This is a genomic window from Collinsella sp. An7, from assembly GCF_002159335.1.
GTDB lineage: Bacteria > Actinomycetota > Coriobacteriia > Coriobacteriales > Coriobacteriaceae > Coprousia.
Genome location: NZ_NFHP01000002.1, coordinates 334178 through 357860 on the forward strand (window position 1 = coordinate 334178; position 23683 = coordinate 357860).

Here is a 23683-nt window from a genome sequence, read left to right on the forward strand (position 1 = left end):
CGTGAGAAAGACGCACCCGTCCCCATATTCTCACTCCTCGGTGGAGAGCGTGGGCAGCACGGCGTCCTTGGGCATCGTCACCTTAGAGAGGTTGATGGCGTCCTTGAGGTCGCTGTCACTCGCCACCAGTTCCGAGAGGCTCACGATGCTAAAGCCGTTGGCCTGGAGCTGGTCGATGATCATCGGCAGCGCCTCAACCGCCTGCGCACCCGTCGCGTCGGTATCAGAAAGGAGCACGATGTTGCCCGTGCGCGCCGCGCTCACCACGGTCGAGGCCACCTCGTCCGCCCCTGGCACGAGCCAATCGCCCGAGTCGAGATTCCACGACACCACGGCGCTCACCAAATCCATTGCGTCGGCCCAGTTCTGCTCCGAGAACGCGGCGTACGGCGGGCGCAGCAGGCACACGTCCTCACCCGTGGCGTCTTTGATGGCGCTAAAGCCCTTCGTAAGCTGGGAGCGCAGGTCGTCGGCCGAAAGGTCGGTGAGGTCCGTATCGCTGTAGGAGTTGGACCCGATCTCGCACCCAGCCTCGGCGATGGCACGGGCCGCCGCAGGGTCGGCCTCAACCGCATCGCCCTGGAGAAAGAACGTTGCCGTAACGCCCTTCTCTTTGAGTACCTGCAGAATCTGCTCGGTATAGGAGCTCGGGCCCTCGTCAAAGGTGAGCGCGATGAGCTTCTTGCCGTCATCCGGGTAGACCGAGGTGAGCTTAACCACCGCGTTGACCACCTCGCGCACCGTGCCGCGGTCGGCCGTGATGCCCGAGGTCTTGCCCGTCCAAACCTCCGTGCGGCCGGGCACGCCCCAGGTGGCCACGTAGCCCACGGCACCCGAGCCCTCCACGGTGAGGGTCGGCGCGATCTCGGTCGCCTGAACGTCGTGGTCCTCGTAGGTGTCGGCGCCGTCGGCGATGGTAAGCTCCTCGCCGCCCGTGAGGTGCGTGGTGCCGTAATCGTCGGGTGCAACCTCGTTCCCGTTGAGCGTCACGGTATAGCGCGAGCCGCCCCCGCGCTCGAGCACGGAGTCGTCCACCGCGAGCAGGTCGCCCGCGTCATACTCGTCGGCAAGCCCGTTGTCCTCAATGTACTGCGAAATCGACGCATTGATGCGCACGCTCGCCGGCTCACCGTTATAGGTAATCTCGACCGAGCGGTTGAGGTACCAGATGATGCTCGCCACAAAAAAGAGAAAGGCGCAGCCCACGGCCAAGATGGCGTAAGGCTTGCGGCTGTCGGGGCCGCTCGCGCGGAATCCCGTCCGCTTACGGCCAAACCCCTGCGAATGGTTAAGGTAGGTGGCACCCGGGCGCCGCTGGGAGCGCGCCCGTCCGCGCGGGAGCTGATAGCCCGTGGCCGCCCGACGGCGGGTCGGACGGGATGCCGGATAGGGGGTGCGACGTTTTGGCAATGGTTCTCCCCTCGCTATAACCGGAGGATGCGCCGGGGGTGCGAGCACCCATAGCGCGCAACACAAACACAAGACGGCCTTGCCTCCGACCAAGACCGCCTTACTGCGAAGCTTTCTTAAACTCGTCCTTAAAGGCCTTGAACATGCCCTTGGTCTTGCCGAGCTGGCGGCCCACGGCGCGGGTTCCCTTCTCCACGGCAGGTGCCGCCTTGTCGTCAAACGCCTTGGCGCCTGCCTTGACCTTGGCGGCCCCTTCTTTAACCGAGGCCGAGACCTTAACGCTCACCTCGGCCGCCTTAGCCGCCGCACCGCCCGTAACCTCGAGCTCGGCCGCTGCGTCGTCCACGATCATGCAGCCGTCGCGGTACCCCCGGAGAAGCTCCGCGGGCATCTCAACGTTGCCCAGAAGCGCCGTGGCGGTGGCGCCGCGCGTGAGCGCATAGGTAGAGACCGCGCCCGTCTTGGGGTCAAACGTTGCATCGGCGCAGTAGCCGAGCGACTCGCCCGAGACGGTGCGCACGTCCATGCCCGTCCAGATAAGGCAGCGGTCGAGGTCGATTCCCAGACGCTTGGCCGCCGGCTTATCAAACGAACCCTTGACGTCGAGCGCGCAGAACGCGCCCTCGTACGACTCAAGGGCGTCAAAAGCAACAAAGAAATCGGGGCGCTTGACCATCCCCGCAATCTCGGGCGGGGTCACCATAAAGCCCATCAAGCGATCGCCGCGTGGCGTAAAAACGGGAAAGTGCACCTTGCCCATCTTGCGCGGGCGCACCGGAGCGCCGGACTTGTCCGTCCGGCGGTCCTTAGGCGGCACGCGGTAGAGCTTGAGCCCCTGAAAATCGAGAGCGCGCATTACGCCTCGGCGGGAGCCTCGGTGGGAGCCTTGGCAGCAGCCTCGGCGGCGGGAGCGACCTCGACCTCAACGTCCATGGCGGGCTTTACGTTGCCGGAGGAGACAGCCTGGTTGAGAGTCTCGCGCAGCTGATCCATGCGCTCGCGGGCGAGGTCGACCTTGGCGCGGAGCTCGTCGGTCTTGGCGTCAACCATCGGGCCAAAGTCGTTCACCGCCGAGCGGACCTGCTCGGTGCCCTGCTCGTAAAAGTCGCGCGCGTTGTCCCAAGCGTCGTTGGCCATATCGCTCGCCATCGCGCGGGTCTCGGCGCCCGAGCGCGGGGCAACGAGGATGCCGATGACCGTACCCGCCGCCGCGCCGAGCGCCGCGCCGACCACAAAGCTGAACGTCTTGCCCATGTCTATCCCTCCAGTGAGAGTTTGCGTACAGGTGCAGCTCATTATACCCGCATGTGCGAGCGTCAACTCAGACGACCCGTGAGCGGTGATTTGTTTAGAAACGCAGCCGCCTCGCAGCATGGCCGCCCGGGTACTCCGGCACTGGACCCTGCTGCGAGGCGATCCCGCTCGTATCTGCAATCAAGCAGTCTATCCCTGGTAGCCAGCGGCAGCCCCGCCAAAGACCGCACCCTCGGCCGGCTCGCCCGCCGCAGCGGGCGCCTCGGTGTCGATGGGAGCGCCGTCCTCGGCTCCGTCCGCAGACTCATCGGCCCCGTTACCTGCACTATCGTCCTCGCCGCGCAGGCTCAGCACGAGGCTCCGCAGCGCGGCGACGGTGCCCTCCACATCGGGCGCCGGGGTGTCGGGGTGCACAAAGGCCCACTGCATCATAAAGACGGCCGACGAGAGCGCGCCGATGGTGAGCGCGTCGTCCGGGCAGCTCAGCTCGATGTCAAAGAGGTGCGGGTCCTCGGAGACCCCGCGGGTGCGCCCGCTCGAGATGTCGCCCGCAAGGCCCGTTTCGATCATAAGCTCAACGGTGAGGTGCTCGAGCAGGTGGGCGACCTCGGTATCGCCCATGCAGTCCTGGAACTTCTCGCCCGCGTCGCCGTAGCATGCGTGCTGGGCGATGGCCGGGACCAGGTAGTACACGCGCGCGGTGGCCTCGATGTCCTCGGAGGTGCGCACCGGCATGCCGGGGTTCACGAGCACGCGCGCCCGGAGTTTGTCGGCGCTCACGTGGATCTTCATGATGTTAAACAGGTCTGCCATGGCTCTCCGATCCTTCGGCTCCCGTTGCTTGCTGCCGGCCCGCGTGCAGGGCCGCTCGCGTGCGGGCACGCTCGGCGCGCTACGCGCAGGCGTTGCCGCAAGCACGTGGCAACGGCAACGGCGGCGTCAGCAGCGCTCGTCCGCGCGGCCCTCCCCCGTATTCTACCGGTTATGGGCAACTAGGCGCGCGCCTCCTTGCCCTCTTCATCGTGGACGGCACCCTTGTGCGCGGCAGCGTCCTCCTCGGTGGCACGTGCGGCGGCATCGGCATCCTCGGCACCAACCGCCGGCGTCACCGGCTCCTCCGGCGCGATCACGCGGATGAGCGAGATACGCTGCCCGCGCATCGACTGCACCTTAAACTTGTAGCCCTCCACGGTAAAGACCTCTCCGATGTCGGGCACCGAGTCGCAGAAGTCCATAATCCAGCCGGCGATGGTCTCGTAGTCGTCGCTCTCCTCGATAGGCCAACCCAGTTCAATGGCATCGTCACAGCTAAAGCGGCCGTCGACCAGCCACTCGCGACGGGAGAGGCGCGTAAGGTACTTGTTGTCGGGGTCAAACTCGTCCTCGATTTCGCCCACGATCTCCTCAACGATGTCCTCGACGGTGATAACGCCGGCCGTGCCGCCGTACTCGTCCACCACCACGACCATCTGCTCGTGCGCGGTCTGCATCTCGGAGAGAAGCGGTAGGATATCCTTGGTGTCGGGCACAAAGGTGGCGTCACGCAGGCTCCCGCTCACCGGCTGCTTGCCCTTGCTCGAGAGCGCGAGCTCGATGAGGTCCTTGATATGCGCGATGCCCACCACGTTGTCGGGGTCCTCATGAAAGACCGGCACGCGCGAATAGCCGGTCTTGCGCATCACGTCGAGCACCTTCTCCACGCTGTCCACGTCCTCGACCATGGTCACGTCCACGCGCGGGACCATGACCTCGCGCGCCACGGCGTCGCCCAGGTCAAAGATCTCGTGGATCATGCGCTTCTCTTCGTCGAGCAGGCCATCCTGCTCCGAGACCATGTACTTGATCTCTTCTTCCGAGACGTTCTGGCGGTCGTCGGCGCTCTTGATGCCAAGCAGCGTCGAGATACCGTTGGCGCTCGCCTGCGTGAGCCACACGAGCGGCTTGGCGATCTTGCGGAAGAACATGATGGGCCCGGCAACAGACTTGGCCATGCCCTCGGCGTCGGAGAGGCCGATGCGCTTGGGCACGAGCTCGCCGATCACGATGGAGAGATACGACACGATGAGCGTGATGACGATGGGCGAGGCCACGGGTGCCACGGCCGAGAGCGGGGCCACGCCAAACGAGACAACCCACTGGGTGAGCGGGTCGGAAAGCGTGTTAGACGAGACCGTTGCCGAGAAGAACCCCACGAGCGTGATAGCCACTTGGATGGTGGCGAGGAAGTCGGTGGAGTCGGCGGCGAGCTCGAGCGCCTGAGCGGCGCGCTTGTCGCCCTCCTCGGCGTCGTGCTCGAGGCTGGCGCGCTTGGCGGTGGTAAGGGCCATCTCGGACATCGAGAAGTAGCCGTTAAGAAGGGTCAGGAGCAGCGTTGCGACGATGGATATGGCAATGCCCATACGGCGGAATCGAACCTCCTAGGTACGATGGATGAGAACGTGCCCGGCTAGTACCCCTGAGGGGCGGGCGGTACGGCGGACGGCGGGGCGGCTCGCTTGCTGCCGGGACGGGCCCGAGCTGGGCGAGCGGCGCGGCCGGGCGACCCTTCGTCCGCGCGGGGTGCGCGATCAGATCACGTAGAGGATCACCGCCATGAACTGGAAGATGCTCCCGGCGAGCACCCACAGGTGCCACACGCTGTGCATGTAGCGGACCTTCTTCATGAGGTAGAAGGCACAGCCCACGGTGTAGCACAAGCCGCCCACCGCGAGGAGGGCGAGCGCCACCGGGTCGAGCGCGCTGATGAGTTGCGGGAGCCGAAAGACCACGAGCCAGCCCATACACAGGTAGATGACCGTGGTGACCCAGCGCGGCTGGCGCTGGCGGCCGATGACCTCAAACGAGATGCCAGCGATGGCGAGCGCCCACACGATCACAAAGAGCACGATGCCGCCCGCACGCGCGAGCGTGATGAGACAAAACGGGGTGTAGGAGCCGGCGATGAGCAGGTAGATGCTGCTGTGGTCGATGATGCGAAAGACCCGCTTGGCCGCCGGCACCTGGATGGCGTGGTAGAGCGTGGAGGCGAGGTACTCCAGTATGAGCGTTACGCCAAAGACGATGCCCGAGGCGAGGTGGGCCGGCTCAGCGCCGTCGAGCGTGGCCTTGACGATGAGCAGCACGAGTCCGGCGATGGCAAGTAGCACGCCGATGCCGTGCGTAATGGAGTTGGCGATCTCTTCGCCGAGGGTGTAATGGGGCGGCTCGCTCGGCGTGCGACGGCGGCGCGCGGAGGCGCGAGCGCCAGCGGCCGAGCCTTCTACCACGGAGAACCCATGGCTCGAGGTCGCTGCCTCGGCCGTAGGGGCAGCAGCGGAATCAGCGGCGTCGGAGGCCGCCGTGGTACTTCGGGGTGTGGAACTGTCGCCCGATTGGGACATCTCCTACTCATCCTCCCAAGATAGACTGCTCAATACTATATCAGAAGGAGAGGGGCGGGTGAAGTACGCCGCTACAGGGCGCGGCGCCCGTCACCGACTGCTCGGCCACAGGCGCCCGCTCCCGGGAAATGATAAGTTGTTTAGGTGGTCAGAAGGCTGGTCAGGCAACCGGTTGGCTATGCAGCGGTGGTCTCCCCTGCAGCGGCCAGCTCCCGCTCGACCTGCTTCTTCTCCTCCGCCTTAAAGAACGGCCGGTAGATTACGTACGAGATGACAATCTCCACCGCAGCCCAGATAGCCGCGCCGACGCTTCCGTTGGTGGCAAGGTAGGCACCGATCACCGGCGGAATGGTCCAGGGCACCTGAATGCAGATGCGCCCCACCACGCCGATTGTCATGAGCAGGTAGGTGCCTGCGCAGAGCACGAGTGGCGTCACGATAAACGGAATCATCATCATGGGGTTCATCACGATCGGGAAGCCAAAGATCACAGGCTCGTTGATGCAGAAGATGGCGGCGGGCAGCGACATCTTGCCAAGATCGCGATACATCTTGCTGCGCGAGCGGAGCATGTTGAGCACCAGGCCGAGCGTGGAGCCGGTGCCACCGAAGCACATAAAGACGATCCAGTAGCCATCAGAGATGAAGTTGGGCGGCACGGTACCGGCCTGCATGGCAGCCACGTTCTCGGCAAGAAGACCGAGGAAGATCGGGCTCGCGATGCCAGAGAGCACGTTGTCGCCATGGATGCCGCACACCCAGAGCAGGCACACCATAAACGAGTAGAGCATCATGCCGGGCAGGGTGTTGAGGCCCATAACGAGCGGCGAGAAGACGGTCGAGATGACCTCATTGAGGTTGATGCCGAGCACAGCGCGCAGCACCCACACAATAACCAGCACGATGGCGCCAGGGATGAGCGCGGTAAACGACGTAGAGACGTTAGGCGGCACGCCCTCGGGCATCTTGATCACAAAGTTGCGCTTAAGGCAGAACCTAAAGACCGCATTGGTAAGAAGCGCCATCACAATCGCGGTGAACATGCCCGTTGAGTCAAAGGCGGCAGCATTGATGGTGAAGTCATCGGTGAGCGTCGCGAGCAGGAAGGCGATTGTCGTCAGCAAGCTCGTGGAGATGGCGTCCAGCTCGAACGTCTCGCCCATGTAGTAGCCCACGCCGATAGCCGTAATAAGACCGAGCGCGCTGAACGTAACGTTGGAGACGGCCGAGAGCATGCCCGACCAGGGCGCGATAAAGTCCGTCCACGCCGAAACGGGAAAATTGGCGATGATGAGGAAGATACTGCCGACGATGGTAAACGGAATGGTCTTGGTAATGCCGTCACGAATCGCAACGAGGTAGTTGTTGTTACCGACTTTGACGAGAACCGGCATGATACGGTTCATCAGGAAATCCATAGTGTCTCCCCTCTCGATTTCCAGCTTGCAATGCGAGCGGCGCTCTAGGCGAGCACCGCCTCGTCAACCATGAGCGCTGCCGCGGAGGCTCCCCAGATACTCGTGACGGGCCAGGCCGGGTCGTAGGTACCACACAGAACGCGGCCGATGGCGTCGCGCTTGGTAGGGCCGCTCGCCTGCACGATGACCTCGTGAGCGGCAAGCAACTGAGCGAGCCCCAGGGTGATCCCGCGCGAGGCAGACGTGTGACCGTCCCGCGCCGCATCATCGAAGTACTTCGTGCCCACGGTGCGCGTCGACTCGGTGAGTTCCACCACGTGGGCCTGTGCGTCGAGGGCGCTCCCCGGCTCGTTAAAGCCCAGGTGCCCGTTCACGCCCACACCGAGGAGCGTGAGCGACATGCCCCCATGGGCGCTTACATAGGTGTTGGCGCTGTCGCACTCCGCCGCAAGGTCCGCGGCGCATGCGTCAAAGCAATGAATCTGCTCAGGTCGAATGCCCGCCGGCTCAAAGAGGTTTCGCTGCAGATAGGACACGCAGCTCCCCGGGTCTGCCGGGTCGAGGCCGACCCACTCGTCAAGCTCCACGAACGAGGCGCGGCTCATGTCAACGATGCCCGCGCGGGCTGCCGCGGCCACGAGCTTGAGCGTCCCCACCGGAGTGTCGCCCCCGGCAAAGCAGTAGAGGCCCGTAGGGTCGTTGTTGATATGCTCGATGATGCGCGCGGCGGTGCGACGGCTCAGGTCGTCGTAGTCGCGGGCGACCGTATATGAGAGAGCCATGCTACTCACCGCACCCGGCGTCGGCAGACTCGTTGGGGGCATCGGCGCGGGGCGCGGTCTTCCATACCGGCACGCCGTCGCGATAGAACTGTGGCAGGTAGTCCTTGTGCGCCTCGAAGAGCTCGTCCAAAATCTCGCGCGCCTCGATGTCACTCGGCACGAGGGGGTTAATCGTCATGGCAAGGAGCGCCGTGCGGTAGTCGCCCGTAACGGCAGCCTTGGCGGCGGTGCGCTCAAAGCTCTTGATCTGCTGCACGAGGCCCTTGATGCTCACCGGCAGCTCGCCCGTGGTGAGCGGAATCGGCCCCTGCTTGGTGATAACGCAGTTGACCTCCACGGCAGAATCCGGGTCGAGGTCGCGAATGGCACCGTTGTTGCGCGTGTTGACCGTCTGGATATCGCGCTTGTCGTTATAGATGGAGTTGATGAGGTTGCAGGCGGCCTCGCTGTAGTAGGCACCGCCGCGCTCGGCGAGCTGCGGGGGCTTAACATCGAGGTTCTCGTCGCGGTAGAGGTCAAAGAGCTCATGCTCCACGCGCTTGACTACCTGGGCGCGCGTACCCTCCTCGACAAGAGCGCGCTCGCCGTCGGCGAGCATGGCGGACGTCTTAAAGTAGTAACGCAGGTAGCTGATGGGAATCATGCCAAGCGCACGGAAGAACTCCGGGTCCCAGGCGTAGTCGGCAATGTTCTTGAGCGAGATGGCGTCACCGTTAGAGGCGATCATGCTCTCGATAACGTCGGCGGTAACGTCCTCGCCGTCGAGGAAGACGCGACGAGCAAAGACCATGTGGTTCAGCCCCTGGAATTCCACAAACACGCGCGAGGGATCGACGCCGAGCGTCTGCACGATGCCGCGCTGGATGCCGATGGGACCGTTGCAGAGACCCACGGCGCGCGGGAAGTTGCCGTAACGCAGAATTGCCTCGGTAACCATACCCGAGGGGTTGGTAAAGTTGATGAGCCACGCGTTGGGGCAGAGGCGCTTCATGTCCTCGATGATGTCGAGGATGACGGGGATGGTGCGAAGGCCCTTGAAGAGGCCACCGGGGCCGTTGGTCTCCTGGCCGATGACGTGATGCTCGAGCGGGATGCGCTCATCCTTGGCGCGCGCGTCGAGCTGTCCCACGCGGAACTGCGTGGTCACAAAGTCGGCGTCCTTGAGCGCCGCCTCGCGGTCGAGCGTAAGGATGACCTTAAAGGGATTGCCCGCACGCGCCACCATGCGTTGCGCGAGAGCGCCCACGACCTCGAGCTTCTCGCGCCCCTCCTTGATATCTACGAGCCACAGTTCGCGCACCGGCAGCTCATCAGCACGGTTGATGAACCCCTCCACGAGCTCGGGGGTGTAACTCGACCCTCCCCCGATGGTTGCAATCTTGAGTCCGTCGTGCATGGCACCCTCCCTGATACAAGATGGTTACGTCACCTCTGCACCATAAAGGAGGTTGTTTATCTGCATGGTTTACGCTGCATGCGTTGTTTCGGCAAATGGTTTTAGACATACGTTACAATTACGTAACGCGATGTTACACCTTGCCTGCGGGTGCGACTAAGGCAGCATAGAGAGGGGCACACATGCTCTTTGTATCCGACACCCCCGACCTCAACGAGACCGATCTAGCCATCTATCAACGTGTGACGAGCCACTTTAAGGACATCGAGAGCCTCTCGGTGCGCCAGCTCGCCGCGGAGAGCAACACGAGCACCGCCTCGGTCCTGCGCTTCTGCCGCAAGTTTGGCACCACGGGCTTTACTGAGTTTAAGATCAGGCTCGCCGCGTACATACGTGCGCACGAGCCGTCGCCACAGCAGACGCTCAACCGAAGCAACGCGCCCGAGCTCATCAACTTTTTCTCACGCTTTCAAGACACGTACTATCGCGAGAAGATCGACGAGGCGGTGGCGCTGCTCCTAGAAAAGGAGCTCATTCTCTTTATCGGGCTCGGATCGTCCAATATCATCGCCGAATACGGAGCGCTCTACTTCTCGTCCATCTTTACCATGGCCGTGCGCATCGAGGACCCAAACAACTACCCCGTCACGCACATGACGCCCGAACTAGCGCGACGCATCTGCATCGTGGCGCTATCGGTCTCGGGCGAAACGCCCGAGGTCATCAACTATCTGAGCCACTTCAATCTGTCTGAGAGCTCGATCATCTCGATCACCAGTACGAGCACCTCAACAGTGGCGCGGCTCTCCGACATCAACATCCCCTACCACATTGCCATCGAGAAAATGCCGGATGGCTCGGCCGCGCCGCCCGATATTACCACGCAGGTGCCGGCGCTCTATATCGTAGAGACGCTTGCGCGCGAGGTGCAGCGCCACATGGGGCGGCCAGCGGGGGCGTAAAACATGATGCGCTGCCGAAACAGACGCCGGGACGACGAGCGCAACGGGCTCCGCAAGGCTGGGATTTTCCGCCTCAGAAAAACTCGACCCCCGATGTGAGTGCATCTTTTCAGAACTCCCGATAAGACCGACCCTTTTGGGCAATTTCGCACATCAAAACCCCAGTTGAGCACTGCAGCAAAGTGGAGTGCTACTCCACGGCGCCAAAAGATGCACTCACTTCCGGGTCGAGCTTAGAAATGGGTCAAAAAGGAACACGTCTCCATCCGCCCCGTTCGCACAAAAAAGCGCCGGGCGTCGGCGCCCCACCCTGGGGAGCCAACGCCCGGCGTTACGTGCGGTGCACTTTTGCAAGCGGCGACTACTTGACCTCGATGAGCTCGTAGTGGCTCGTGCCGAGACCGATCTTCTCGGCGTGCTCGATCATCGAGCGCCAGTTGGTATCGGGGTGCGTCATGTTGAAGTGGTCGTGCTCGCAGCGCTCGGGCACGCCTCCCTCGGCCTCGAGCTTGTCCCGCATATCGGTGAGCTCGGTACCAGGCAGCGCCGGAGCGGCAAGGGCCATGTCGATGCACGCCTGGTCGATGGCGACCGGGTCAAAGCTCGCGAACATCCCGAGGTCGGACACGATGGGCGTATCGTTCTCGGCATGGCAGTCGCAGTTGGGCGAGATGTCGATGGCGAGCGAGATGTGGAAGTTCGGGCGGTCCTGCACCACGGCCTGCGTGTACTCGGCGATCTTGTAGTTGAGCACGTCCACCGCGGCGTCGTAATCGGGCTCGATGGCATCCTGGTTGCAGGCGCCGATGCAACGGCCGCAGCCCACGCAGCGGTCGTGATCGATCGACGCCACGCGCACCGTACGCGTAGTGCCGTTTGCGAGCTCGCAATCGCGCGTCTCGTCAAAGCTGATAGCACCGTGCGCGCAGATGCGGTCGCATGCGCGGCAGCCGATGCACTTCTCGGTGTGGACGCTCGGCTTACCCGCGGCGTGCTGCTCCATCTTGCCAGCACGGCTGCCGCCACCCATACCGAGGTTCTTCATGGCACCGCCAAAGCCAGCCTGCTCATGACCCTTAAAGTGCGTGAGGGAGATAACGATATCGGCATCCATGAGCGCGTGGCCGATCTTGGCCTCCTTTACGTACTCGCCGTTCTTGACGGACACGAGCGTCTCGTCGGTGCCCTTGAGGCCGTCGGCGATGATTACGTGGCAGCCCGTGGCATACGGGGTAAAGCCGTTCTGGTAGGCGCAGTCGATGTGCTCGAGCGCGTTCTTGCGGCTGCCCACATAAAGCGTGTTGCAGTCGGTTAGGAAGGGCTTGCCGCCCAGCTCCTTAACCACATCCGCCACGGCGCGCGCATAGTTGGGGCGCAGGAAGCTCAGGTTGCCCAGCTCGCCAAAGTGAATCTTGATGGCGACGAACTTGTTGGTGAAATCAATCTGCTCGATGCCAGCCTTTCGGATGAGGCGCTTGAGCTTGTCGAGCTGGCTCTCCCTGCCGTAGGTGCGCAGGTTGGTGAAGTACACCTTTGCGGGCTCGGCAGAACCGTCGGCAGCGGCCCTGGTGGTCTGAGCGGTCATCTGGTCTGTCATGTGCAAGACTCCCCTCTTGTACGCATCATCTGTCGTGTTGCATTATCGCCGATGCGCCGCGCGGGCAAAAATACTTCCTCGGCATAGCGCGGCATGCGGTTTGCGCATGGTACCACGCCGACCATCTGTCTTTGTTATGCCATGCCCGTGATTCTTCCGTACGCCTCGCGTTAACCCCTTCTCTACGTCCCGGACTGACAGCTCTTTTCTGCCTCCGCCAAACTTTTTTGAAAAAGGTCTTGACGCACCCCGGGTGCCGTGCGATTATATCCCTTGCGCTGCGCCATTAGCTCAGCTGGATAGAGCGTTTGACTACGAATCAAAAGGTCGTAGGTTCGAATCCTACATGGCGCACCACAAGATCTCTCCGGGGACCCACGTGGTCCCTTTTTTGTTTTACGCGCCAGCGATAGCGCTGTGCATCTTACCCTCCTCCGCCAGCGTTATCTACAGGCCGATCCTCCAGCCCACGAGCCCGCCTTCGCTCAACACGCGCTGTGTCCACCACTGGATCGCTCGAGCGCTCTTGCCGTTTGGCGTCCCGGCTAAAGCGTTGCCGCGACCGCCTTACGGATGTAGTCGGACCGGTTGGTGGTCTTGCGGTCAATCGCCGCAACCATAGAAGCCGGGAACTTAACCGGCACCGTCACCAGAGGCTCGTCAGCAAGCGGTGGGCGACCCACACGCACATTCTCGAGACGGCCCTCCCACGAGCCATCCTCAAACGAGCGGGTTTCGCGCTCCAGCTCCTCGTCCGTTACCACGTCCCCGTTTGCCAAACGGTACTCGGTCATCGTTATCTCCTCCTCAGCGCCTGCTCGATCTCGCGCATCGTCTTGCGCGAAGGCGGCGTTATCGCATGGTAGGCCAGCCATCCGTCCGTCGTGAGAACCCCGACCATCTCGAGCTCTCGCTCCAGCTCATCAAAGCCAACCCTCAGCTCCCGTTCCCCCGGCTTCCTCGTTGCCGCCCCGGCATAGGAGCGCCAAGCCTTCTGGACATCGCATGGTCCCAACTCCGGGTGCCGTCTTTCGATACGAGGGTGAACGTGTACTTCCATCTTCTTCCCCCGCGCTTATTTCATAATACCTTTTTGTAATACTTTTAATATGGCGCATTCACTTATCGCGAGATGGCGCGCTCACGCACTTCGTAAGGCAGGTCCAAGCGCCTGAGGAGGTTGCGGATGGTAGCGGCGCAATCGTAGCCGGTAAACGCCACACGCAACACCTCGAGCAGCTGGATGCGCGTCTCCACCCTAAAATACGCGGCAAGGCCACGCACCGCTCGCCTATCCAGAACCGTCTCCACCACATGACGGGGCTCCTCAAAGCAGAACTGCGTGAGCGCCCCTTCACTCGCCTGCCGGATTGCCATACCGCCCTCCGGCTCAAGTGCGGCAACCACCCGTAACCGCTCCTCATCTGGTCCGCTCTCAAACAGCACCACCTGCAACTCCGCCGCCGTTCCAACTACCATCTCAGCCCCTTTCTCACCATCTCCTTTTGTGGCTCCAGTATACGCTTTAGTACAAACATTTGTTCGTGGAACTTTTGTTCGCTCATGGTCAAAGTTTGTCCGCACGACGTGCTACACGCCACAGCCCGCCAACTGTCCAGCCACAGCAACCGGCAAGCGCCATCCACAAAATGCAGCCCACTCACCTAAACGGCAGAATCCCAGCTTATTCCGTTCAAAATATGAGCGAACTACATTTTCGCTGGGCCACAACAAGAGAGGGGCCTGTACATAAGATGTGACAATGGGGACAGGTTTTTTCACGCGATAACATAACCTGTCCCCATGGTCACAACAACAAAGCCGGCTTCCCCGTGCCGGGTGTCCGTAGTACGTCGGATCGGCGCGAAAGAGGAGGGCATAGGCCTTCGCGCCATGCCCGACGATTGAACGCCGAGGTGACGCGCCCTTCCCCATTGCCAGGCTGCAACGGAGCAGGCCTTTCCAGGTGCCGCAGATTCACCTGAAAGAGGGGCGCGCCTTACGGTGGCGACCGACGATTGAAGGCGAAGGTGCGGTGCCCGGGAAGGCCGAACAGGTCCGTTAATCCAATTCCTTGAGCCCTTGGCACAACTCCCAGTACGTTCCCCCAAGGGCATAGAGCTCGTCGTGGGTGCCGCGCTCGATGATGCGCCCGTGGTCGAGCACCATGATGGCGTCGGCGTCGCGCACGGTAGAGAGGCGATGCGCGATCATAAAGGTCGTTCTCCCCTGCATAAGCTGGTCCATGCCACGGCTGATGAGCATCTCGGTGCGCGTGTCGATGCTCGAGGTCGCCTCGTCCAGAATGAGCACCGGCGGGTCGGCCACCGCCGCGCGCGCAATGGCGAGGAGCTGCCGCTGCCCCTGCGAGAGGTTGGCGCCGTCGGAGGTCACCATGGTGTCGTAGCCCTGCGGCAGACGTCGAATAAAGCTGTCGGCGTTGGCGATCTTGGCCGCCGCGCGAACCTCCTCGTCGGTGGCGTCGAGCTTGCCAAAGCGGATGTTCTCGGCAATCGTGCCGGTAAAGAGGTGCGTATCCTGCAGCACGATACCCAGCGAGCGGCGCAGCGAATCCTTCTCGATATTCTTGACGTTGATGCCGTCGAAGGTGATCTCGCCCTCCTGCACATCGTAGAAACGATTGATGAGGTTAGTGATAGTGGTCTTGCCGGCGCCCGTGGACCCCACAAACGCGATCTTTTGACCGGGCTTGGCAAAGAGGTTGATGCCGTGGAGCACCTCGTGCCCCGGCTCGTAACCAAAGCTCACGTTGTGGAAGCGCACGTCACCGCGCAGGGGCAGCCGCCCCGTGGCGAGGAGCGTCCCGTCCACGCCGAGCGCGGTCTCCGTCGCCACGGCGCCCATGTCCTCAGCTGCAGGATGACGCATTGTAACCCCGTCCCCACATGAGTCATCGGCAACGGGCACGAGCGAGCCCCACACGCCCACGCCGTAGCCGTCGGGGATCTGCCACGCCCACGCGTCGCGCGCCGTCTGCACAAGCCGCACGCGTCCCTCGTCCACCTCGGGAGGCTCGTGCATGGCCGAGAACACGCGCTCCGCACCGGCAAGGGCCGAGAGCAAGAAGTTGGACTGCTGCGTAAACTGGTTGATGGGCATGGCCGTCTGCCGCACAAACACCAGGTAGCTTGCGAGCGCACCCACGTCCGTCGCCCCGGTGATGGCCATCCAGCCGCCGAGCACGGCCACGATCGCGTAGTTCACATAGCTGATGGAGACCACCGCCGGCACCATCGAGGCGGCGTAGGCCTGGGCGCTCGTGCCCGCCACGCGCAGCCGCTCGTTGCGTGCGCGGAACTCCTCCACGTTGGCGCGCTCGTGGTTAAAGACCTTTACGACCTTCTGCCCGGTGACCATCTCCTCGATGTAGCCGTCGAGCTCGCCCAGCTCGGTCTGCTGGCGCTGGTAGTAGCCTCGGCTGCGGTTGGTGGAGAACCGTATGTAGGCAAACATCACGATGTAGCCCACCACCACAACGAGCGAGAGCTGCCAGTTAAGGATAAAGATCATCGCAAGCGTGCCCACGATCTGGATAAAGCTCTGGATGACCATGGCAAAACTGTTGTTCATGGCCTCGGCCACAGTGTCCACGTCGTTGGTGAAGTAGCTCATGATGTCGCCGCGGCTGCGCGTGTCGAAGTAGCGCAGCGGCAGCGTCTGGATGTGCGAAAAGAGGTCGCGGCGGATATCCACGAGGACCTTCTGCGCCGCATGCACCATGACCTGCGTGTATCCAAAGGCCGAGAGCACGCCCACCACGTAGATGGCAGCCGTGAGCGCAATACTCGCCACAAAGCCCTCGATATTGCCCTGCGAGAGCGCGTCTACCACGGGGCGGATCATATAGGTGCCGAGCAGGTTGGCCGTGGCCGAGATGGTCACGAGCACCGCCACTGCCAAGAAGAGCAGCTTGTGCCGCCCCAGGTAGGACATGAGTTCGCGCAGGGTGCGCATGAGGTTCTGAGGCTTCTTTCCCGGTGCCGGCATCAGCGCTCACCTCCTTCCGCGCCCTGTGCGCCCGTTGCCGCGCGCAGGGAGGGCTCTCCAGGCTGCGCTTCCGCGGGAAGCGGCCCATCTGGCTGCGGCGTGGCGGCACGCTCCCCCTCGCCCTCGGGCGTATAGGTCTGCGAGGTGTAAATCTCGCGATAGATCTTGTTGTGGGCCAGCAGCTCCTCGTGGGTGCCGACGCCGTCCACGCGCCCGTCGTCGAGCACCACGATCTGGTCGGCCGACTCCACCGAGTTCACCCGCTGAGCGATGATGATCTTGGTCACGCCCGTAAGCTCGGCAAGCGCCGCGCGAATCTGCGCATCGGTGGCCATGTCCACCGCCGACGTGGAATCGTCGAAGATGATGACCTTGGGGCGCTTGAGCAGCGCACGGGCGATGCACAGGCGCTGCTTCTGACCGCCCGAGACGTTAACGCCGCCCTGCCCAAGGTCGTAGTCGAGCCCGCCGGGCAGACGGTCGAGAAACTCATCCACCCGCGCCCGACGGCATGCCTCGAGAATCTCCTCGTCGGCGGCCTCGGCGTTGCCCCAGCGCAGGTTCTCGCGCACCGTGCCCGAGAAGAGGACGTTCTTCTGCAGCACAACCGCCACGGCATCGCGCAGGGCCACGAGGTCGTAGTCGCGCACGTCGTGTCCGCCCACGAGCACCTGCCCCTCGGTGGCATCGTAGAGGCGGGCGATGAGCTGCACGAGCGAGGTCTTGCCCGAGCCCGTGCCGCCGAGGATGCCCACCGTGGAGCCCGCAGGGATGTTGAGCGAGATGTGCTCGAGCACGTTCTCGCGCGCGTCGGCGCGGTACTTAAACGACACGTCACGGAACTCCACCCGGCCGTCGGGCACCTCGGTGAGCGCACTCTCGGGCGAGGTAAGGTCAACCGGCTCGTCCAGCACCTCGCTGATGCGGTGCACGCTCGCGAGCGAGCGCGTGAGCAGCAGAAACACGTTGGAGATCATGATGAGCGAGTTGAGGATCTGCATCACGTAGGAAAGAAAACCGGTGAGCTCGCCCACCTCCAACGTGCCGCCCAGAATCATCTGGCCGCCAAACCACATGATGAGCGTGGTGGCCGTATACATCGACACGTAGAGCACGGGCATGTTGAGCACCGCGAGGCGGAACGTCCGCTCGCTGGTGGCGGCAAGCCCCTCGTTGACGGCGCGGAACTCCTCGCACTCATAGTCGCCGCGCACGTACGCCTTAACCGCGCGCACCGCGGTGAGCATCTCCTGCACCACGTCGTTGAGCTTGTCGACCGTGCGCTGCAGCACGCCGTAGAGCGGGCCCACATGCCGTACGATGACGGCCATGGCAATGGCCATGACGGGCACCACGGCGCAGAAAACGAGCGCAAGCTCGCCGTTGAGGTAGAACGCCAGGCCAAACCCGATGATGAGCATCACAGGGCCGCGCACCATGGGGCGAAAACCCGCGTTGAGGGCGTTTTGGATAACGGTGACGTCGGTCGTCATGCGGGTGACGAGCGAGGAGGTCTCAAAGCGGTCGAGGTTGGCGAAGGAGTACGCCTGCACCCGCTCGTACTCCGCCGCGCGCAGATGCGCCCCCAGCCCGTAGGCCGCGCGGGCCGCAAAGCGCGCGTAGAGGAGGCCTGTGATGAGGGCGAGCACCGCACAGATGCCCATGTAGGTGCCTTGGCGGAAGATGAAGTCGAGGTCGCGGTTGGCCACGCCAACGTCGATGATATCGGCCATGAGGATGGGAATGACCATCTCAAAGGCACTCTCGATGACGACGAGGAGCATGCCGAGAATGGCGTCGGTGCGGTAGCGGCCGAGGTAGCCGACGATGCGGCGGAGCTCATGCATGGCGGGCCTCCTGGGGAGCGGGGACTGCGGGAGCGGGCGTCGGGACGGCGGGGTCCGCGGTGGGCTTGGGGTCGGCCCCGGCCGACGCCGGCGGTGCCGCGGCCGGGCTCGCATCCGCCACCGTCACCGCCGCACCCGCAGCATCCTCCCCCGCCGTCACCGACGCCGCGGCATCTTCCGCCGCTGCCGCCGACGCCTGGAGCCTGCTGCCGTACGCACGCAGGTTGGTGTGGGCGCGCCGCAGGTAATCGGCAAAAGCCTTGCGCTCCTCGGGCGTAAAGCCAGCGAGCATGGCCTCGGCCTCCTCAGCGCAGGCCGCGTTCCATGCGCAGGCCACACGCGCGCCCTCAGGCGTGAGCGAGACCACCTTAGAGCGACGGTCGGCCGCATGCGGCTCAATCTTTACAAACCCCTTGCCCGCCAACGCGTCGAGCATGCGCGACACACCCGCCGGGTCGAGTTCGTAGAAGTCCGCCATGTCGCGCGGAGAGCTCGAACCGTATTCGGCAAGGTATGAGAGAAGCTTGGGCTGGCCCGTGCCAAGCCCGATGCTCGCCATGAAAGGATGCATGAGCTGCCGCTGGGCATGACTCGCACGGAAAAGTAGCATGCGGTAGCTGCCCGGATCACACGGAGGTGCGCTCGGGTGCGGGACATCCCGGTCGTCAGAGAAGTCGGGCGCCCCCGAAGCGACAGGCGTTTTGGACTTTTCGGGAGCGCCAGAGGCGCCAAAGGAGCGAGGTGTCTCCGGGCCACCGGAAAAAACCGGCACGCCAGAAGACGCAGGGGTATCAGCGCATTCTGAGGCGCTGGGGGAATCCACGGTCATCCGCGGTCGCCGTCCTTTACTTGACTCGTCAACAATTGACCAATCAAGTAATAGCGCGCTCCAGCTCAACTGTCAACCGAAGCCACCGACCCGATGCAGCCGAGCAACCGTCCTCCGCCACGGCAGCCTTCACGCCACACGCACCCACCCGTGAGTGGTTTTCTGCCATCCAACCCCTCTCGCACCGACCCAAACGGTAGAAAACCACTCGTCGATGCTCCGCGTCCCCACCGGCGAGTGGTTTTCTGCCGTTATTGGCGCTTGCAGACCGCTCAAAGAGCAGAAAACCACTTGTGGAAAGGTTGGCGCGGCCGTTGCTACACAGGGGGGGGTGGCGCGGCCGTCGCTATGCGCGGGGCGCTCGGTACAGCCGTCACCGCACCCGCGGCACGCTCGGCACGGACGTCAGCGCACGCGCGGCACACCGTACTGTTCGAGCAGCCGCGTCAGATACGCATCGCTCCGCGCCTGGGCAGGCGTAATCCGAAAGATCCGGTCGACCCCGAGCGTCAGCCGAGACTCCCGCTGCCGCTCGGCCACAAACTTCTTCGTCTCGTTTATCACGCCCGAGCTATCCGGCAATCGATACTTCTCCAACCCGTCGACCTCGCCGGCAATCGTTATGCCGCCGGCCAGCCGCCAGAACAAGTCCACGCGGTACGCACTGCCGGGATTGAGCGGGTCGGGCAACTCCACCTGCAAAATCGGCTCAGCAAACCCCAACTGCACAATGCGCGCTCGCACATACGATTCGCCGCCGCTCTCGCTCAACGGATTGGCCCACGCGAGCGTCTGCAGCGCGTGTCTGATCCCCCGCGCACCGCCCCATCCCTCGCGCACAAGCTCAGCGACGTATTCCCGATTGAGCCCCAGATTCGCCAAAGCCGAATCCGCAATGCCAAGCCCCTGCTCAAACGGGGTATTGCGTAGGCAGTCAACCATGGTCTGCAGCACCGATGTGACCCACACGCCCGATGCCTCGCAACGCCCCATCACGCGCAGACGCTCATGCTGCACGCCGCCAGCCGTCGCCGTATATGCCGACGCAACGCAGATTGTCCCGGTGAGCGCCCGGCCGACAAACAACCCCTGTGCCAACGCCGCGCTTCCCCGCACAAATACCCACGTAGGATGATGCCCGCCCAGCGCACGCATACTGTGAAGTTGGCGCTGCTCGTGCGTAAGCTCGCGCAGATAGTCTGGCCGCGAAAACACCCGAGGAAGGGGCGACGCGAGCTCGCCGGTACGTACGCGCCGAACAAGGCAGCGTTGCAGATTCGGATCCGAAGTCATCAGAAATCGCCTGTCGGCCTCAGCCTCATCGAGCAGAAAAGACAGCTCGGCGTCAATTCGCTTGCTCATCGCCGCTCCTTCCTCTCCCTCGACACCATAACAAGCGCATCTAACCGTTTTCTGACGCCGTGCGGACACAAAGCCAACCAGGATCTGACCAAGATTTGGCACTTTCTAACCGCGCAGGTAGCTCATGCTGTTTTTCGCGTTCATAGAGAACGATGCGGCCGTCGTCCCGCCCTGCTAGAACGAGCCCCATCGGTCAGCGGTCACCCAAGCAGGGCAAACGGTCGCAAAATAGAATCGCAGCGCGGCCCATCTTCCCCCGAGCCTCGTGCGTGACCGGAACTCCTCGGCACACGGCCTCGCCAGCCATCTCGCCAACCGTCTTGCCAGCTGTCTCGCCAACCGTTTTGCCAGCTGTCTCGCCAACCGTCTTGCCAGCTGTCTCGCCAACCACTATTCTCGGCAAACGGCAGAAAACCGCTCCTCAGCATGACGCCCATCCGCCGACGAGTGGTTTTCTGCCGTCTAGGGCCAGATGTAAGCCCCTGAATAGCAGAAAACCACTCGTCGATGGGCCGCCTGTCGCCCCAGTCCCGAGACCCGCCCGTCCTACGCCTCGTCAAGCGCTTCGGCCTGAGTGAGATCGGCCACGAAGATCATCTTCTGGTAATAGTCGAGCGTGCCGACCGCATCGTCACGCCGCCTGACGGCAAGACAGATATCCTGTGCAAAGGGGCTTGGCTCGTCCGCCAAGTCAAAGATCAGATTCATGCCCCAATATGCGCCAAACAGGTCATCGGTCAGGTGCGCTGCGATGTTCTGCCCCACCGAGCCGTTCTCGTCGGTATACATCAGCGGAATTGAGCAGACCTTCCCCTGCATCGGCGAGCCATCGGCGTTCAGCCGCGCCGCGAAGGGAAGACCATCTTTGAACTCCCCCGGAACATAGTCGTGCTGTGCGACATGCGCACTGCCAAACTGGCCGTAAAAGTGCTCAAACGGCAGGCGCTCACGCACGTAGAGGAAATTCTGTTCCATTACCTCGTCGCGCAAGGCCCACTCGACATCACCCTCCAAGACATTGTAGAAATGCAGGGCGGCGTCGAAGTTCTTGATAACCTGCCGCGCCAGCTCGCACTGTTTGCCAAACACCTGGTCGATCAGATCGGGCGCCACACTCTTCTCCGATGCCAGCAGCATGTGTGCTGCGAGGTAATCACCCTCCTGCGCAAGGCGCCCGATCAGCTCGTACAACCTCGCGGCCACCTCGTCCTCGGGCGGCGTATCGGGCAGCAAAAGCGCCAAGCCCGAAAGCCAGAGCGCCCCCTGATGATCAACGTCGAGCCCGATCACCCGCAGCTTTTGCTCATCCGGCAGCCCCACATTGTACTCATACAGCTTCTGGTAGAAAACGCGCTGCTCAACCGTGTACGACGCGGTTCCCGAGAGCTGGTTCATGATGTCGTCCAGCAGGGCATTGTCGCCCGTCTCAAGATAGCGGTTGAGATAGATGCTCGCGCCGAGACCGAGCTCCGCGACGATATAGCGCAAATCCCAGTGCCGATTGAGGTAGCGGATGAGCATAAGCTGCACATCGAAGTTTTGCACGATAGCATGCATCTCGCCGGTAAGTATGAGCTGATAGCAGCCGAGGTCGCCGAGCGCATCGACCTCGAGCTCACCGTGGGGATCGTAGGAGCGAACGTGCTCGACGAGATAATCGGTCGGATCGGTCACCTGCGGCCCCACGGCGTCGCAGCCCGCCAACGCACTCGCGCACGCCAGCGCCGCGGCGCTCGCCAGAAAGCCCCGGCGCGTGATCGCCGTTGCGCCGGGGATGTTTTTGCCGACAGTTTCCCTGTCCATAAGATAAGCCTCCCGCAAGACGTGATGGGTGAATTGATGGCTTGACACGGGCGTGAAGATGGCGCAGGCACGGGCGCAGGCGTGGCGTTGTTGGCGCGCGGCGGTGAACAGCGTACGAGCGAGCCGCCTACACCGTCGCTTGCACGCCGCACGCCGCTCGCCCCCCCGCCGCCCTCTACACGCCGCCTGACGCTCGCCCCGCCGTCGGCACGCCGCCCGATGCACGTCGCTCTCTGAACGTTGCCCGGCCCCGACGCTCGCTACCCATCGTAAACGGCAGAAAACCACTCCCCAGCACACCGTGCGCTCACCCGCGAGTGGTTTTCTGCTGTTTCAGACTTTGTCAGACCCCTCGAATAGCAGAAAACCACTCGTCGCCGTTAGCCAAGCGTGCGCCCAGCCGCGCCATGGCACACGCCCCGGCAAGTGCGCGCCCACCTGCGCTATGGCTCATGCCCCGGCAAGCGTGCACCAGCCTGCGCCCGGCCACATGCCACGGCCACACCCTGCCGCGAACGCAGGGGCACAACCGCGTCCGGCCGGTGCGCAACGCCTACTCGTCACTCAGGTCGACGGCGTAGACCGCCGTGGGCTCCTGCCGCGCGTCGGGGTCACCCTTCATGCTGCGGACGGCGTTGCGTGCGCGCTCCACGGCGAGCTCGTCGAGCTCCTCCTCGCTCACGCGGCGGATGAGGTCGCCGGGCTGGCAATCGAGCTCTACACAAATGTCGAGCAGCGTCTTGAGACGAATGGCCTTGATCTTGCCGTTGCGCAGCTTAGAGATGTTGGCCGGCGTGTGCCCCGTGGCGCGGATGAGGTCTGCGCTGGTTTTGCCCGCCTTGAGCAACTGCGCCTCGAGCTCGATGATGAGGTAATCCACGGCGGCCTCCTATACCAGGTCGTCGGACTGCGCCTGCAGCAGCGCCGCATAGCGCCACATGGCCGAAGTCGCAAAGCAGACGAGAGCCGTGAGCAGCGAGCCGACATCGAGCATGAGCGAGAGACCATGACCGAGGGCGATTCCGAGCATCATCGCGTTGGGCACATACGTAAAGAGAAGGATCTCGTGTCCGATTCGCATAGTGCCCGGAAAGAACACGCCCATTACAGCATTGAACACAAACGCCGCGCCGAGCAGCGCGATCAAGCGCACATGCTTGACGGTAAACGGCGACTCGCCATGCTTCATATCGCGGCAGATGCTCCATAGCGTCACCTCGAGCACAAGCGCAATGGCGAGCCATGCGACGGCCGGCAGGATGTAGACGCTGAGGCCGGCCCCCTCGATCACGCCAAAGCTCGTGACACGAGCATCGCGACCCACGTGCGCACCGACATTGATCGCGAGCGCCACCGCCAGCACAACCGTTGCGACTGTGAGCGCGGCAAACACCGCACTCAGTACGCTTCCGAGCCGCTGCAGCTTGTGCAGGGACGTTTCGATGTGATGCGAGCTCTTGGACATGACGAGCCTCCGTAGCTTCAGTCATTTGCCAGAATGTTTTCTCTGATAGATATTGTTACTGTAAAACGATAACAATCTATTTACAAGAGTACTTCTGATAGTTTTAGGCCTCTTGTACCGGTGCGCACATATGACGACGAAGGGGCGGGACCCAAAAGGGCGGGGCCAGA

At 63.1% G+C, this 23683-nt stretch carries 21 protein-coding genes and 1 tRNA gene; 2 read left to right on the forward strand and 20 right to left on the reverse strand.

Going from position 1 to position 23683, the window contains the following annotated elements; genetic code table 11:
• Positions 1-30 precede the first annotated feature (30 nt).
• The 9 genes from B5G20_RS03610 to B5G20_RS03650 form a co-directional block, all read right to left on the reverse strand.
• Entirely contained in the window at positions 31-1410 is a 1380-nt protein-coding gene (locus B5G20_RS03610; RefSeq protein ID WP_087355130.1) for a polysaccharide deacetylase family protein, read from the reverse strand.
• Between the two features lie 100 nt (positions 1411-1510).
• Positions 1511-2266 (reverse strand): hypothetical protein, encoded by a 756-nt coding sequence (locus B5G20_RS03615; RefSeq protein ID WP_087355132.1) that lies wholly within the window; start codon positions 2264-2266, stop codon positions 1511-1513.
• Positions 2266-2664, reverse strand: coding sequence for a YtxH domain-containing protein (locus B5G20_RS03620; protein ID WP_087355134.1), 399 nt, complete (start codon positions 2662-2664; stop codon positions 2266-2268). Before B5G20_RS03620 ends, B5G20_RS03615 begins: the two co-directional genes overlap by 1 nt.
• A gap of 189 nt (positions 2665-2853) precedes the next feature.
• Entirely contained in the window at positions 2854-3477 is a 624-nt protein-coding gene (locus tag B5G20_RS03625) for a hypothetical protein (protein WP_087355136.1), read from the reverse strand.
• Positions 3478-3656: 179 nt separating this feature from the next.
• Positions 3657-5063 (reverse strand): hemolysin family protein, encoded by a 1407-nt coding sequence (locus B5G20_RS03630; protein WP_087355138.1) that lies wholly within the window; start codon positions 5061-5063, stop codon positions 3657-3659.
• Positions 5064-5231: 168 nt separating this feature from the next.
• Positions 5232-6044, reverse strand: a complete 813-nt coding sequence (locus B5G20_RS03635) for a hemolysin III family protein (RefSeq protein ID WP_239286855.1) — start codon at positions 6042-6044, stop codon at positions 5232-5234.
• Positions 6045-6220: 176 nt separating this feature from the next.
• Positions 6221-7462: a PTS transporter subunit EIIC gene (locus B5G20_RS03640; protein ID WP_087355140.1), complete on the reverse strand. Its 1242-nt coding sequence runs from the start codon at positions 7460-7462 to the stop codon at positions 6221-6223.
• A gap of 44 nt (positions 7463-7506) precedes the next feature.
• Positions 7507-8244 carry a glucosamine-6-phosphate deaminase gene (locus B5G20_RS03645; RefSeq protein ID WP_087355143.1) on the reverse strand — a complete coding sequence of 246 codons (738 nt, stop codon included), beginning with the start codon at positions 8242-8244 and terminating at the stop codon, positions 7507-7509.
• Position 8245: 1 nt separating this feature from the next.
• Positions 8246-9640, reverse strand: coding sequence for a 6-phospho-beta-glucosidase (locus B5G20_RS03650; RefSeq protein ID WP_087355145.1), 1395 nt, complete (start codon positions 9638-9640; stop codon positions 8246-8248).
• A gap of 182 nt (positions 9641-9822) precedes the next feature.
• Between B5G20_RS03650 and B5G20_RS03655 the strand changes: the two genes are divergently transcribed.
• Entirely contained in the window at positions 9823-10602 is a 780-nt protein-coding gene (locus tag B5G20_RS03655; RefSeq protein WP_087355146.1) for a MurR/RpiR family transcriptional regulator, read from the forward strand.
• A 361-nt stretch (positions 10603-10963) separates the two neighbouring features.
• On the opposite strand, the gene B5G20_RS03660 is transcribed toward B5G20_RS03655, so the two are convergent.
• Positions 10964-12199 (reverse strand): DUF362 domain-containing protein, encoded by a 1236-nt coding sequence (locus B5G20_RS03660; RefSeq protein ID WP_239286856.1) that lies wholly within the window; start codon positions 12197-12199, stop codon positions 10964-10966.
• A gap of 280 nt (positions 12200-12479) precedes the next feature.
• Here B5G20_RS03660 and B5G20_RS03665 point away from each other — a divergent pair.
• Positions 12480-12556: transfer RNA gene (locus tag B5G20_RS03665), tRNA-Arg, on the forward strand.
• Between the two features lie 188 nt (positions 12557-12744).
• On the opposite strand, the gene B5G20_RS03670 is transcribed toward B5G20_RS03665, so the two are convergent.
• The 10 genes from B5G20_RS03670 to B5G20_RS03720 form a co-directional block, all read right to left on the reverse strand.
• Positions 12745-12993: a hypothetical protein gene (locus tag B5G20_RS03670; RefSeq protein ID WP_204207634.1), complete on the reverse strand. Its 249-nt coding sequence runs from the start codon at positions 12991-12993 to the stop codon at positions 12745-12747.
• Between the two features lie 2 nt (positions 12994-12995).
• Positions 12996-13259 carry a hypothetical protein gene (locus tag B5G20_RS10420; RefSeq protein ID WP_162607365.1) on the reverse strand — a complete coding sequence of 88 codons (264 nt, stop codon included), beginning with the start codon at positions 13257-13259 and terminating at the stop codon, positions 12996-12998.
• 62 nt (positions 13260-13321) lie between these two features.
• Positions 13322-13678 carry a hypothetical protein gene (locus B5G20_RS03675; RefSeq protein ID WP_087355150.1) on the reverse strand — a complete coding sequence of 119 codons (357 nt, stop codon included), beginning with the start codon at positions 13676-13678 and terminating at the stop codon, positions 13322-13324.
• A gap of 582 nt (positions 13679-14260) precedes the next feature.
• Complete coding sequence (locus tag B5G20_RS10445) at positions 14261-16207, reverse strand: ABC transporter ATP-binding protein (RefSeq protein ID WP_204207635.1); 1947 nt, start codon at positions 16205-16207, stop codon at positions 14261-14263.
• Positions 16207-18054, reverse strand: coding sequence for an ABC transporter ATP-binding protein (locus B5G20_RS03690; protein ID WP_087355153.1), 1848 nt, complete (start codon positions 18052-18054; stop codon positions 16207-16209). The genes B5G20_RS10445 and B5G20_RS03690 overlap by 1 nt, the downstream gene beginning before the upstream one ends.
• Positions 18047-18613, reverse strand: coding sequence for a MarR family transcriptional regulator (locus B5G20_RS10450; RefSeq protein ID WP_204207636.1), 567 nt, complete (start codon positions 18611-18613; stop codon positions 18047-18049). The genes B5G20_RS03690 and B5G20_RS10450 overlap by 8 nt, the downstream gene beginning before the upstream one ends.
• A gap of 675 nt (positions 18614-19288) precedes the next feature.
• Positions 19289-20245, reverse strand: a complete 957-nt coding sequence (locus tag B5G20_RS03700) for a hypothetical protein (RefSeq protein ID WP_087355155.1) — start codon at positions 20243-20245, stop codon at positions 19289-19291.
• Between the two features lie 546 nt (positions 20246-20791).
• Positions 20792-22273: an erythromycin esterase family protein gene (locus tag B5G20_RS03710; RefSeq protein ID WP_143750209.1), complete on the reverse strand. Its 1482-nt coding sequence runs from the start codon at positions 22271-22273 to the stop codon at positions 20792-20794.
• A 328-nt stretch (positions 22274-22601) separates the two neighbouring features.
• On the reverse strand, positions 22602-22928 hold the full coding sequence (locus B5G20_RS03715) for a helix-turn-helix domain-containing protein (protein WP_239286857.1): 327 nt from the start codon (positions 22926-22928) through the stop codon (positions 22602-22604).
• 9 nt (positions 22929-22937) lie between these two features.
• Positions 22938-23513 (reverse strand): hypothetical protein, encoded by a 576-nt coding sequence (locus B5G20_RS03720; protein WP_087355161.1) that lies wholly within the window; start codon positions 23511-23513, stop codon positions 22938-22940.
• Positions 23514-23683 lie beyond the last annotated feature (170 nt).

Bases quoted from the DNA above. Each gene is read 5' to 3' on its own strand.
- B5G20_RS03655 (WP_087355146.1), top strand. From the start codon at position 9,823: ATGCTCTTTGTATCCGACACCCCCGACCTCAACGAGACCGATCTAGCC.
- B5G20_RS03720 (WP_087355161.1), bottom strand. From the start codon at position 23,513: ATGTCCAAGAGCTCGCATCACATCGAAACGTCCCTGCACAAGCTGCAG.
- B5G20_RS03700 (WP_087355155.1), bottom strand. From the start codon at position 20,245: ATGAGCAAGCGAATTGACGCCGAGCTGTCTTTTCTGCTCGATGAGGCT.
- B5G20_RS03675 (WP_087355150.1), bottom strand. From the start codon at position 13,678: ATGGTAGTTGGAACGGCGGCGGAGTTGCAGGTGGTGCTGTTTGAGAGC.
- B5G20_RS03650 (WP_087355145.1), bottom strand. From the start codon at position 9,640: ATGCACGACGGACTCAAGATTGCAACCATCGGGGGAGGGTCGAGTTAC.
- B5G20_RS03630 (WP_087355138.1), bottom strand. From the start codon at position 5,063: ATGGGCATTGCCATATCCATCGTCGCAACGCTGCTCCTGACCCTTCTT.
- B5G20_RS10450 (WP_204207636.1), bottom strand. From the start codon at position 18,613: ATGGCGAGCATCGGGCTTGGCACGGGCCAGCCCAAGCTTCTCTCATAC.
- B5G20_RS10445 (WP_204207635.1), bottom strand. From the start codon at position 16,207: ATGCCGGCACCGGGAAAGAAGCCTCAGAACCTCATGCGCACCCTGCGC.
- B5G20_RS03645 (WP_087355143.1), bottom strand. From the start codon at position 8,244: ATGGCTCTCTCATATACGGTCGCCCGCGACTACGACGACCTGAGCCGT.
- B5G20_RS03615 (WP_087355132.1), bottom strand. From the start codon at position 2,266: ATGCGCGCTCTCGATTTTCAGGGGCTCAAGCTCTACCGCGTGCCGCCT.
- B5G20_RS03625 (WP_087355136.1), bottom strand. From the start codon at position 3,477: ATGGCAGACCTGTTTAACATCATGAAGATCCACGTGAGCGCCGACAAA.
- B5G20_RS03660 (WP_239286856.1), bottom strand. From the start codon at position 12,199: ATGACAGACCAGATGACCGCTCAGACCACCAGGGCCGCTGCCGACGGT.
- B5G20_RS10420 (WP_162607365.1), bottom strand. From the start codon at position 13,259: ATGGAAGTACACGTTCACCCTCGTATCGAAAGACGGCACCCGGAGTTG.
- B5G20_RS03640 (WP_087355140.1), bottom strand. From the start codon at position 7,462: ATGGATTTCCTGATGAACCGTATCATGCCGGTTCTCGTCAAAGTCGGT.
- B5G20_RS03635 (WP_239286855.1), bottom strand. From the start codon at position 6,044: ATGTCCCAATCGGGCGACAGTTCCACACCCCGAAGTACCACGGCGGCC.
- B5G20_RS03690 (WP_087355153.1), bottom strand. From the start codon at position 18,054: ATGCATGAGCTCCGCCGCATCGTCGGCTACCTCGGCCGCTACCGCACC.
- B5G20_RS03670 (WP_204207634.1), bottom strand. From the start codon at position 12,993: ATGACCGAGTACCGTTTGGCAAACGGGGACGTGGTAACGGACGAGGAG.
- B5G20_RS03620 (WP_087355134.1), bottom strand. From the start codon at position 2,664: ATGGGCAAGACGTTCAGCTTTGTGGTCGGCGCGGCGCTCGGCGCGGCG.